The following is an 11,309-nucleotide window of genomic DNA, read 5'->3' on the forward strand; positions in this document are numbered from 1 at the left end:
GCTCCGCCTCAGTCGACGAGGAGCTCACGCGCCCGGTCGACGTCGCCGTGCATCGTCTCGATGAGGTCGGGGATGCTCGTGAACGCGACCATGCCGCGCAGGCGCTCGACGAACTCGACGTCGACCACGTGGTCGTAGAGGTCGAGCTCGCGGTCGAGCACATAGGCCTCGACCTGCTTCTTCGGCACGCCCTCGAACGTCGGGTTGTCGCCGACCGAGATGGCGGCCGGGTACCGGGTGCCGGCGTCGGTCAGCCAGCCCGCGTAGACGCCGTCGGCGGGGATGAGTCCCTCGGACTCGGGCGTGAGGTTGGCGGTCGGGAAGCCCAGTTCGCGACCGCGCTTGGCACCGTGCACCACGATCCCCGAGACGGTCGGCGCGTGCCCGAGCAGGCGGGTGGCGTGCCGCACGTCGCCATCGGCGAGGAGCTCCCGGATCCAGGTCGACGACACGCGGCGCCCGTCCTCGGGGGCCACGTCGCCGACGACCTCCACCGTGAAGCCGAAGGTGTGGCCGAGGTCCTGCAGCAGCGCCACGTCGCCGGCGCCGCGCGCGCCGTAGCGGAAGTCGCTGCCCACGAGCACGGCCTTCGCGTCGAGCGTGTCGACGAGCACCCGCTCGACGAACTCCGTCGCGGGCACCGAGGCGAGCGCGCGGTCGAACGGCAGGAGCACGGTCGCGTCGATGCCGGTCGAGCCGAGGAGCTCGAGCTTCTGCCGCACGCTCACGAGCGGGTCGGGGCACTTGTCGGGCGCCAGGAGCGCGAGGGGATTGCGGTCGAACGTGACGACGACCGAGCGGAGGTCGTCGTCGGCCGCGATGCGGCGGATGCGGTCGATCACTGCGCGGTGGCCGTTGTGCACGCCGTCGAACTTGCCGATCGTGACGGCGCTCGGGCCGAAGCCCTCGGGCACCGCGTCGAGGCCCTTGAAGGTCTTCACGCGGCATCCGCCCCCGTGCCGGCTTCGGAGTCGGTGGCCGGAGCGGGCTGCGCGGCCTGTGGGGCCTGCGCGGCCGGCGGACGGTGCTTCGCGAGCCACCACATGCCGAGCACGGGCAGCACGAGCGGGATGAACAGGTAGCCGCGGCCGAACCACGACCAGACCGTGTCGTGCGGGAACAGCTCGGGGTCGACGATGCTCAGCGTGCCGATGACGAGGACGCCCGTGAACTCGAAGATGAGCGTCGCCCACGCGATGCGGTACCAGCCGCGACCCGAGCGCACGAGGGCGATGGTCGCGACGACGTAGACGACCGCCGCCAGCGCGGAGAGCACATAGGCGAGCGGCGCCTCGTCGAACTTCGTGGCGATCTGCACGAAGGAGCGGCCGACGGCGGCGAGCGCGAGCACCCCGTAGACGGCCACGAGCACGCGCCCGATGCCGCTCATCCGCCGCCCGGGATCGGTCTCGGGCCGGGCACTCCGCACGTCAGTCATGTCGTTCGATTCTCTCATTCGCGGCTACGCCTGCTGCACGGTCCAGATCTGCAGCATGCGGTAGACCATCACGGCGACGCTGAGTGCGGCCACGCCGAGCACGACGGTGCTCCAGCGGCTGCGTTCGAGCAGCGCCCAGAAGACCGCGGCCGGCGGCAGCAGCAGCGCGCCGACGAGGTACGTGTAGAACTCGAGCACGCTGCCCGACGGCTGGTTGCCGAACAGCGGCGCGAGCAGCGCGATCACGAGCTGCACGAGCAGCAGGAGCTCGACGAGCACGAGGGCGCCGTTCGTGAGGTCGCTCGGCGCGCGGCCCGCGAATCCGAGCGCGAGGCACAGCACGCCCGCGACCACCGCGACGCCGACCTGGACCCAGGTGAACCACTCGATCATGCCGACGCCTCCTCGGCCGGGAATCCGGTGACGACCTTGAGCTCGGTGCCGCGCCGCTCGACGATCGCCACGAGGCGGTCGTCGGGATCGATGGCCGCGATCGGCGTTCCGCCGGGAAGGGCAGCGAGCTCGTCGGGCGCGGCGATGCGCTTGCCGTGCCCGAGGTCGACGGCCTCCTGCTCGGTGATGGACGCGACGGGCAGCGTCCGGCGGGCGGCATCCGCGGGGCGCAGGATGACCCGTACGACGTCGAGGCCCTCGAGCTCGGCGGCCTCGTCGACGCCGAAGGCGCCGATGCGCGTGCGGCGCAGCGCGGTGAGGTGCCCGCCCGTGCCGAGGTCGGCGCCCACGTCGCGCGCGAGCGCACGCACGTAGGTGCCCGAGGAGCACGCGACGCGCACGTCGACGTCGACGTGTCCGTCGCCGGGGCGCAGGTCGAGCAGGTCGAAGGCCGACACCGTGACCGGACGCGCCGCGAGCTCGACGGTCTCGCCGTCGCGGGCCCGCTGGTAGGCGCGTTTGCCGGCGACCTTCACGGCGCTCACGGTGCTCGGCACCTGCTCGATGTCGCCCGTCCACGCCAGCATCGCGGCGCGCACGGCCGCCTCGTCGGCGGCGGCGATGCGGTCGGCGGATGCCGCGTCGAGGGGCTCACCCTCGGCATCGTCGGTCGTGGTGTCCCAGCCGAGCCGCATGGTCGCGAGGTACTCCTTGTCGAGCCCGACGAGGTGGTGCAGCAGGCGGGTCGCCGACCCGACGCCGAGGATGAGCAGGCCCGTCGCCATGGGGTCGAGCGTGCCCGCGTGGCCGACCTTGCGGGTGCCGGCGAGCCGGCGCGAGCGGGCGACGACGTCGTGGCTGGTGATCCCCTGCGGCTTGTCGACGAGGAGGATGCCGCTGTTCACGCCGTACAGGCTAACAGCGCGGCCGGACGCGGGCGGCACGGCACCTACGCTGGGAGGGTGAGGATCGGCATCATCGGCGCGGGCGCGCTCGGAGGCACCTTCGCCGCGCTGCTGGCGCGCGCCGGGCACGACGTGGAGGTCACCGCACGCGGTGCCGGGCTGGAGGCGATCCGCGCCGACGGCATCCGGCTCTCGGGCGGCTACGGCGACGTGCACGCGCGCGTCGCCGCGGTCGAGGTGCTCACCGTGCGGCCCGACCTCGTGCTGCTGTGCACGAAGGCGCAGGATGCCCCGTTGGCCCTCGGCCGCCACGCCGAGCTCATCGACGGCGTGCCGGTCGTCGTCGTGCAGAACGGGCTCGACGGCGTGCAGACGGCCGAGCGCTTCCTGCCGCATTCGACGTGCGTGGGCGTGCTCTCGATCATCGCCGCGAACTACACCGAGCCCGGCCGGGTGCGCGTGACCACGACCGCCGCGAGCTACCTCGGGCGCGGCGACGGCGCGGCCGACGATGAGAGCCGGCGCATCGCGGCGATCCTCTCCGAGGCGGTGCCCGTGGTCGCCATCGACGACTTCCGCGGCGCGCAGTGGACGAAGCTCGTCGTGAACATGCTCAATGCGGTGCCGGCGATCGTCGGCCGGAGCGTGCAGGAGGTGCTGCACGACCGTCGCCTGCGGCGCGTGGTCGCGGCGTCGATGCGCGAGACCGTGCGCGTGGGGATGGCCCGCGGCATCCGCTTCGGCTCGCTGCAGGGCCTTTCGAACGCCCGCCTGCGCCTGTTCGCCCGCGTGCCCGTGGCGCTCGGGCAGGTACTGCCGTGGATGATGGGCGTGCGCATGGGGAAGGTGCCCAACCTCGGCTCGACGCAGCAGAGCGTGCGACGCGGGCAGCCGACCGAGGTCGACCACCTCAACGGCGCCGTCGTGCGCGAGGCGATCCTCGCCGAGCTCGACGCGCCCGTGAACGAGGCGCTCACGGTGCTGGTGCACGAGGTGGAGCGCATCGGCGAGTTCCTGCCCGAGGAGCGGGTGCTCGCCGAGGTGCCGGCCTGAGGGGTCGCGTGCAAGGCGTCAGCAGCTGTCGAGGAACCGCCGTCGCGGATGCTCGGGATCGCGGTCGTCGATGACCGCCGAAGCGACGAGCCGGGGGTCGGCCTCGGCGTAGGCGACGACGTCGGCCGGGTCGACGGGATCGCCGTCGAGCGCGATCCGCACGTCCCACAGGTCGGCGAGCCGCGGGCGCAGCACGAAGCGTCCGTCGAGCACGAGGATCGCGTCGGCCGGGCCGGTGATCCACTTCGGCGCGATCCAGGCGTCGCGCGTCGGGTCGAAGACGGCCGTGACGAAGGCCGTCGACCCGCCCATCCGGAACGGCTCCACGAGCACGCGCCGCAGCGCCGACTCGTCGAAGCCGTAGCCGTAGTAGCGCTGCGGCGTGTCGTCGCCGTACTCGTCCTGCGCCGCGCGCGAGCGGTGGAACCGCTCCATGCTGGCCTGGAACACGCGGTGGCCGCGCTCCCGCAGGACCGCGGAGAGATCGTCGGCGAAGACCGTCTTGCCGCTGCGCAGCGGCCCGTCGATCGCGACGATCATCCGTCCGCGGCCGTAGTGCTGCAGGATCTCGTCGGCGAGCGTGCGCAGGAACGTGACGCGAGGCGTGGTGACGAGCTCCATGGCCCCGAGCCTAGCCGCGCGGCATCCGCCCGGGCATAGGCTGGCGGGATGCCTCGCCCGCCCTCCCCCGACCTGGCGACGGCGCTCAACGCCTGGTTCGCGGACGCCGCGCGGCCGCTGCCGTGGCGGGCCGCCGAAGTGTCGCCGTGGGCCGTGCTCGTGAGCGAGTTCATGCTGCAGCAGACGCAGGTGGCGCGGGTCGTGCCGAAGTGGGAGGCGTGGATCCGGCGCTGGCCGACGCCCGCCGCGCTCGCGTCGGAGCCGGCCGCCGAGGCCGTGCGCGCGTGGGACCGGCTCGGCTACCCGCGTCGCGCGCTCTGGCTGCATCGCGCCGCGGTCGAGATCGTGGAGCGGCACGGCGGCGAGGTGCCCGACGACCTCGACGCGCTCCTCGCGCTGCAGGGCATCGGCCCCTACACGGCGCGCGCGATCGCGGCGTTCGCGTTCGGTCGGCGACATCCGGTGGTCGACACCAACACCCGTCGCGTCATCGCCCGGGCGGTGCTCGGCCAGGCGCAGCCGGGGCCGCCGTCGACGGCGCGCGACCTCGCCGAGATGTCGGCCCTGCTGCCCGAGTCGGAAGCCGCAGCGCGCGTGTTCAACGCCGCGGCCATGGAGCTCGGGGCCACCGTCTGCACCGCGCGCATGCCCGACTGCGACGCGTGCCCGATCGCGACGGCCTGCGCCTGGCGGCTCGCCGGGTACCCGCCGTACGACGGCCCGCGCAAGGCGGTGCAGGCGCGGTTCGAGGGATCCGACCGCCAGGTGCGCGGGCTCGTGATGCGCGAGCTCCGCGCGGCCCATCGTCCCGTCGCGCGCGACGAGCTGACGGGCCTGTGGGCGGATGCCGCGCAGCTCGACCGCGCGATCGACGGGCTCGTCGCCGACGGGCTCGCGGTCGCCGACCCGCAGGGCGGCCTCGGCCTGCCCTCCGCCTGAGTCGCGGGCGGGTCGGTCGAGGCGCCGGCGCTTCCGCTCCGTGTGCGAGGATGCAGGGATGTCCGTGACGACGCTGCCCGGGCGCCGGCCGAGCCCCGACGACCTCCTCGTGCTGCTCGCCGTCGCGCGGGCGGGCCGCTACACGGCGGCCGCCACCGAGCTCGGGCTCAACCACACGACCATCGCGCGGCGGATCTCCGCGCTCGAGGACGCGCTGGGCGGGCGCGTCCTGGCCCGCGGCGCCGCGGGCTGGGTGCTCACGCCGCTCGGCGAGCACGCCATCACCGCGGCCGAGGGCGTGGAGCGCGCGCTCGGCGAGCTCGCACCCGACCGACCCCGCCTCTCGGGCGTCGTGCGCCTGAGCGCCACCGACGGCTTCAGCGGGTTCATCGCGTCGCCCGCGATCGCCGCGGTGCGCCGCGAGCATCCCGACGTGTCGCTCGAGATCGTGGCGACCCAGCGACGGGCGGCGCAGCAGCGCGTCGGCGTCGACCTGGAGGTCGTCGTCGGCCGCCCCCACGTGCATCGCGCGGAGGCGATCCACCTCGCCGATTACGCGCTGGGACTCTACGCGAGCCGGGACTTCCTCGCGCGGCACGGCACGCCCGCCTCGACGGCCGACCTCGCCGGTCAGCCGCTCGTGTACTTCATCGAGTCGATGCTGCAGGTCGACGCGCTCGACGAGGCGCGCACGCCGACGCGCGAGATGGTCGACGCGGTGTCGAGCACGAACGTGTACGTGCACGTCGACGCGACGCGGTCGGGCGCCGGGTTCGGCCTGCTGCCGGCGTTCCTCGCCGACCGGCACGACGACCTCGTGCGGCTCTTCGCCGACGAGATCGACCAGCGCCTGCCGTACTGGCTGGTCTGCCGCCCCGAGGCGCTGCGCCAGCCGACGGCGCTCGCGTTCATCGAGGCCCTGCGGGCGCGCATCGCGGCCGTCGAGGATCAGCTCCTCGGACGGCCGCGCGGCTGATCCGGCGCCATCGGGTGCGCGCCGGGTTGCGGTCGCAGCGGAGGCTGCGGGCTAGCGCGCACCGCCGAGCTCGGCGTCGTCGCTGAGGTCGGATGCCTCGTCGTCGATCTCCCCGAGCTCGTCGAGGTCGTCGTCGGCGTCGCGCGGCTTCACGTACGGATCGGCGTCGCCCGCGTAGGCGGCCGTCGACGCCAGGGCCGTGACCTCCTCATCGCGGGTGCGCGCCTCGCGCAGGAGCTCCTCGATGTGCTCGGCGTTCTCGGGGATCGCGTCGGCGATGAATTCGAGCGACGGGGTGAGGCGCGCCGTGATGTTGCGCCCGACCTCGGTGCGGAGCATCCCCGTCGCTGCCTTGAGGGCCGCCGCGGAGTCGCGGCGCTCCTCCTCGGTCCCGTAGACGGTGTAGAAGATGCTCGCGTGCTGCAGGTCGCCCGTGACCCGGACGTCCGTGATCGTCACGAACCCGAGTCGCGGGTCGCGCAGCCCCTTGTCGAGCCGGCGCGCGACGATCTCCTTGATGCGGTCGGCCAGCTTCCTGGCCCGCTGCGGGTCGGCCATGATTGTCTCCCTTTCCTCCCCTCACGATCGAGCGAGCAAGAAGCGTTGCTCGACCAGGAGGGGCCTCCGGATCTTCCCTTCGGGTGAATCGGGGTGAAGGGGCCTCCGTCCTCACCCGAAGGGAAGATCCGGAGGCCCCGGTACCACGACTACGCGCGAGGCTTCTCGCGCAGTTCGATCGTCTCGATCTCGTCGCCGACCTGGATGTCGTTGTACTTGCCGAGGCCGATGCCCGCCTCGAAGTCCGTGCGGACCTCGGTGACGTCGTCCTTGAACCGGCGCAGCGACTCGATGGCCAGGTTGTCGCCGACCACGACGCCGTCGCGGATGACGCGAGCCTTGGCGTTGCGCGTGATCGTTCCCGACCGCACGATGACACCGGCGATGTTGCCGAACTTGGAGGAGCGGAACACCTCGCGGATCTCGGCGACACCCGACTGCACCTCTTCGAACTCGGGCTTGAGCATGCCCTTGAGCGAGTTCTCGATGTCGTCGATCGCGTTGTAGATGACGTTGTAGAAGCGCACGTCGACGCCCTCGCGGGCGGCACGCTCGCGCGCCTTCACGTCGGGGCGGACGTTGAACCCGATGACGATCGCGTTGTCGATCGTCGCCAGGTCGATGTCGCTCTCGGTGACGGCACCCACACCGCGGTGGAGGATGCGCAGCTGCACCGAGTCGTCGACCTCGATCTTCATGAGCGACTCCTCGAGCGCCTCCACGGCACCCGACACGTCGCCCTTGATGATGAGGTTGAGCGCCTCGACCTTGCCCTCTTCGAGCGCACGGGTGAAGTCCTCGAGCGAGATGCGCTTGCGAGCCTTGGCCAGCTGCGCGTTGCGCTCGGCGGCCTCGCGCTTCTCCGCGATCTGGCGGGCGGTGCGGTCCTCCTCGGTGACGAGGAAGGTGTCGCCCGCGCGCGGGACCGTCGAGAGGCCCTGCACCTGGACCGGCCGCGACGGGGTCGCGGCGGCCACGGGGTCGCCGTTCTCGTCGGCCATGGCGCGCACGCGGCCGTAGGCGGTGCCCGCCACGATCGCGTCGCCGACCCGGAGCGTGCCCGACTGGATGAGCACGGTCGCCACGGCGCCGCGGCCCTTGTCGAGCTTCGCCTCGATGGCCACGCCGCGCGCGTCCTTGTCGGGGTTGGCGCGCAGGTCGAGGCCGGCGTCGGCGGTGAGGAGCACTGCGTCGAGCAGCTCCTGGATGCCGATGTTCTCGCGAGCCGAGACGTCGACGAACATGACGTCGCCGCCGTACTCCTCGGCCACGAGGCCGAACTCGGTGAGCTGCTGGCGCACCTTGGCGGGGTTCGCGTCGGGCTTGTCGATCTTGTTCACCGCGACCACGATCGGCACGTCGGCCGACTGCGCGTGGTTCAGCGCCTCGATCGTCTGCGGCATGATGCCGTCGTCAGCCGCGACCACGAGGATCGCGATGTCGGTCACCTGCGCACCGCGGGCACGCATGGCGGTGAACGCCTCGTGACCCGGGGTGTCGATGAAGGTGATGGCCCGGTCGATGCCCTCGTGCTCGGTGTGCACCTGGTACGCACCGATGTGCTGGGTGATGCCGCCGGCCTCGCCCGCGACCACGTTGGCGTTGCGGATCGCATCGAGGAGGCGGGTCTTGCCGTGGTCGACGTGGCCCATGACGGTGACGACCGGCGGACGCTGCTCGAGCACCTCGTCGGTCTCGTCCTCGAGCTCCTGGTCGAGGTCGATGTCGAAGCCCTCGAGGAGCTCCTTGTCCTCGTCTTCAGGCGAGACGACCTGGATCTTGTAGCCCAGCTCGGCGCCGAGCACCTCGAACGTGGCCTCGTCGAGCGACTCGGTCGCGGTGGCCATCTCACCGAGGTGGAACAGCACCGTGACGAGCGAACCGGGGTTCGCGTCGATCTTGTCGGCGAAGTCGGAGATCGAGGCGCCGCGACGCAGGCGGATGACGGTGTTGCCGTCGCCGCGGGGGACGCTCACGCCGCCCAGCGACGGGGCCTCCCGCATCTCGAATTCCTGCCGCTTCGTGCGCTTCGACTTGCGGGCCTTGGACTTGCCGCCGCCACGGCCGAACGCACCGGCCGTGCCGCCGCCGGGGCCGCGACCACGACCGCCGCCGCCCGCGGGACGCGGGCCGCCGAAGCCGCCGCCGGGGCGCTGGAAGCCGCCACCCGCGCCGCCGGGACCGCCCGGACGCGCGCCTGCGCCGGCACCGCCGCCACCGCCGGGGCGCTGGAAGCCGCCGGGGCGACCGCCGCCGGCACCGGCCGGACGGGGTGCGCCGGGACGCGGCGAGCCGGGGCGAGGCGCCTGCGGCCGCGGGATGTTGCCCGGGCTGGGACGCTGGCCCATGCCCTGCGAGCTGGAGAACGGGTTGTTCCCGGGGCGTGGCTGGGCGGGGCGCGAGCCCATGCCCTGCGAGCTCGAGAACGGGTTGTTGCCGGGGCGCGGGGCGCCGGGGCGCGGAGCCGGGCGCGGGATCGCACCGCTCGGCTTCGGCGCGGCCGGCTTGACCACGTCGGATGCCGCGGGTGCGGCGGGCGCCTCTGCGGGCTTGGCCGCGGCGGCCTGCGCCGCCTTCTCCTCGGCCTGCGCCTGGCGCTCGGCGACCGTCATCGGCGCGTCGGCGACGGGGGCAGCAGGAGCGGCCGGAGCCGCCTGGGGCGCCGGCTTCGGGGCGGGCTTGGGGCCGGGCTTCGCCGCGGTGGCGGGCTTGGCCGCCGCCGGCTCGGCCTTCGCGGCACCCTCGAGTGCCGCCCGCAGCTTGCGGGCGACGGGGGGTTCGATGCTGGACGAGGGTCCCTTGACGTACTCGCCCATCTCCTTGAGCTTCTCAAGGGCGATCTTGCTGTCGACACCGAGTTCGGATGCGATCTCGTGTACGCGTGGTTTGGCAGCCACTTCTCTCCTGTTCCGGGCCCACCCCCGGACAGGGGCGGACCATCAATGGCGGACGGGTCTCATTTCGAGCCGCTCATGAGTTGTCCATTAGCCGTTCAGCCTGTTCTCTACGTTGCTGGTGTCCACCTCGCCGCGAATGCGCAGCGCGCGCCCGAAGGCGCGCTTCCGCACGGCGAGCCGGTAGCACTCGAGCGTCGGATGCAGCCACGCACCCCTCCCCGGAAGCACAGCCGAGGCATCGGCCACGACGTGGGAGTTCTGGGAGACGACCCTCAGAAGCGAGGATCGCGGGGCACGCGAACGGCATCCGATGCACGTTCTGACGGGTTCCATCCTACACCTCCCCGCCAGACGGCCCGGCGACGCCCGGCTCGCGGGTCAGTTCGACTCGAGGATCGAGTCGGGCTGGATGTCGATCTTCGCGCCGGTGAGCTTCGCCGCGAGGCGCGCGTTCTGGCCCTCCTTGCCGATGGCGAGGGACAGCTGGTAGTCGGGCACCAGGGCCCGGACGGCGCGGGTCTGCTCGTCGATGACGAAGGCGCTCGTCACCTTGGCCGGCGAGAGGGCGCTCGCGACGAAGGTCGCGAGGTCGTCCGACCAGTCGACGATGTCGATCTTCTCGGCGCCGAGTTCGGCGGTCACCGCGCGCACGCGCTGGCCGAGCTCGCCGATGGCAGCGCCCTTCGCGTTCACACCCGGCTGGTTCGCGCGCACGGCGATCTTCGTGCGGTGGCCGGCCTCGCGGGCGAGCGACACGATCTCGACGACGCCGGAGGCGATCTCGGGCACCTCAAGCGCGAACAGCTTGCGCACGAGCGCGGGGTGCGTGCGCGACACCGTGATCGAGGGGCCCTTCGCGCCCTTCGCGACGCTCGTGACGTAGACGCGGATGCGCTGGCCGTGCGGGTACTCCTCGCCGGGCACCTGCTCCTCGGGGGGCAGGATCGCCTCGACCGTGCCGAGGTCGATGTGCACCATGCGCGGGTTCGGGCCCTGCTGGATGACGCCGGCGACGATGTCGCCCTCGCGGCCGCGGAACTCGCCGAGCACGGCGTCGTCGGCGAGGTCGCGCAGGCGCTGGTTGATGACCTGCTTCGCGGCGAACGCGGCGATGCGGCCGAAGTCGCTGGGGCTGTCCTCGGCCTCGCCGACGACGTTCCCGTCCTCGTCGTACTCGGGCACGTAGATCGAGACGTGGCCCGTCTTGCGGTCGAGGTGCGCACGGGCGCCCGCGGGGTTCGCGTGCCCGTGCTGGCCGGGGTTGGTGTGCTTCAAGTAGGCCATGAGGATCGCCTGCTCGATGATCTCCACCAGTTCGTCGAACGGGATCTCCTTCTCGCGCTCCATCATGCGGAGCACGCTGAGGTCGATGTCCATCGCCGGCCTCCTCTATTCAGCTCTCATGCCGCTTCGAACCCCGAGCGGACGACTCTCTACCGTACCGGAATGTCGGGACGCCCGTCATCCGCAGGCCGGGACGGCGATCGGGCGCGATCGCTCGCGGCCGGGACCGGCGAGCACGGCGTCGG

Annotated in this window: 12 protein-coding genes; 3 read left to right on the forward strand and 9 right to left on the reverse strand. The window is 72.7% G+C overall.

Features of this window, described 5'->3' with window-relative positions:
- Positions 1-8: 8 nt before the first annotated feature.
- From ACFVN5_RS18375 to truB, 4 genes are read right to left on the reverse strand one after another with little or no spacing between them, the layout of a single operon-like run.
- Positions 9-941, reverse strand: a complete 933-nt coding sequence (locus ACFVN5_RS18375) for a bifunctional riboflavin kinase/FAD synthetase (protein ID WP_376957074.1) — start codon at positions 939-941, stop codon at positions 9-11.
- A complete protein-coding gene (locus ACFVN5_RS18380) occupies positions 938-1,438 on the reverse strand; it encodes a hypothetical protein (RefSeq protein ID WP_376957076.1) in 501 nt (166 codons plus the stop codon). Before ACFVN5_RS18380 ends, ACFVN5_RS18375 begins: the two co-directional genes overlap by 4 nt.
- Before the next feature lie 24 nt (positions 1,439-1,462).
- Positions 1,463-1,831 carry a hypothetical protein gene (locus ACFVN5_RS18385; protein WP_376957078.1) on the reverse strand — a complete coding sequence of 123 codons (369 nt, stop codon included), beginning with the start codon at positions 1,829-1,831 and terminating at the stop codon, positions 1,463-1,465.
- The gene (gene truB / locus ACFVN5_RS18390; RefSeq protein ID WP_376957080.1) at positions 1,828-2,736 is read right to left on the reverse strand and encodes a tRNA pseudouridine(55) synthase TruB; all 909 of its coding nucleotides are present in this window, start codon (positions 2,734-2,736) and stop codon (positions 1,828-1,830) included. The genes ACFVN5_RS18385 and truB overlap by 4 nt, the downstream gene beginning before the upstream one ends.
- Before the next feature lie 57 nt (positions 2,737-2,793).
- Between truB and ACFVN5_RS18395 the strand changes: the two genes are divergently transcribed.
- Positions 2,794-3,789 carry a ketopantoate reductase family protein gene (locus tag ACFVN5_RS18395; protein WP_376957082.1) on the forward strand — a complete coding sequence of 332 codons (996 nt, stop codon included), beginning with the start codon at positions 2,794-2,796 and terminating at the stop codon, positions 3,787-3,789.
- Positions 3,790-3,807: 18 nt separating this feature from the next.
- Here ACFVN5_RS18395 and ACFVN5_RS18400 read toward each other — a convergent pair whose 3' ends face one another.
- Entirely contained in the window at positions 3,808-4,410 is a 603-nt protein-coding gene (locus tag ACFVN5_RS18400) for a hypothetical protein (protein ID WP_376957083.1), read from the reverse strand.
- Between the two features lie 48 nt (positions 4,411-4,458).
- Between ACFVN5_RS18400 and ACFVN5_RS18405 the strand changes: the two genes are divergently transcribed.
- Both ACFVN5_RS18405 and ACFVN5_RS18410 read left to right on the forward strand, forming a co-directional pair.
- Positions 4,459-5,349 (forward strand): A/G-specific adenine glycosylase, encoded by an 891-nt coding sequence (locus ACFVN5_RS18405; protein ID WP_376957085.1) that lies wholly within the window; start codon positions 4,459-4,461, stop codon positions 5,347-5,349.
- Between the two features lie 58 nt (positions 5,350-5,407).
- Entirely contained in the window at positions 5,408-6,325 is a 918-nt protein-coding gene (locus ACFVN5_RS18410) for a LysR family transcriptional regulator (protein ID WP_376957087.1), read from the forward strand.
- 51 nt (positions 6,326-6,376) lie between these two features.
- Here ACFVN5_RS18410 and rbfA read toward each other — a convergent pair whose 3' ends face one another.
- From rbfA to nusA, 4 genes are all read right to left on the reverse strand, one after another.
- Positions 6,377-6,883: a 30S ribosome-binding factor RbfA gene (gene rbfA / locus ACFVN5_RS18415; protein WP_376957089.1), complete on the reverse strand. Its 507-nt coding sequence runs from the start codon at positions 6,881-6,883 to the stop codon at positions 6,377-6,379.
- A 149-nt stretch (positions 6,884-7,032) separates the two neighbouring features.
- Positions 7,033-9,780, reverse strand: coding sequence for a translation initiation factor IF-2 (gene infB / locus ACFVN5_RS18420; protein ID WP_376957091.1), 2,748 nt, complete (start codon positions 9,778-9,780; stop codon positions 7,033-7,035).
- A gap of 87 nt (positions 9,781-9,867) precedes the next feature.
- Positions 9,868-10,113, reverse strand: a complete 246-nt coding sequence (locus ACFVN5_RS18425) for a YlxR family protein (RefSeq protein WP_148731830.1) — start codon at positions 10,111-10,113, stop codon at positions 9,868-9,870.
- Positions 10,114-10,158: 45 nt separating this feature from the next.
- Entirely contained in the window at positions 10,159-11,157 is a 999-nt protein-coding gene (nusA, locus tag ACFVN5_RS18430; RefSeq protein ID WP_376957094.1) for a transcription termination factor NusA, read from the reverse strand.
- Positions 11,158-11,309 lie beyond the last annotated feature (152 nt).

Origin of the sequence: Agromyces sp. NPDC057865, assembly GCF_042796995.1 — a bacterium.
In the GTDB taxonomy this organism is placed as follows: domain Bacteria; phylum Actinomycetota; class Actinomycetes; order Actinomycetales; family Microbacteriaceae; genus Agromyces.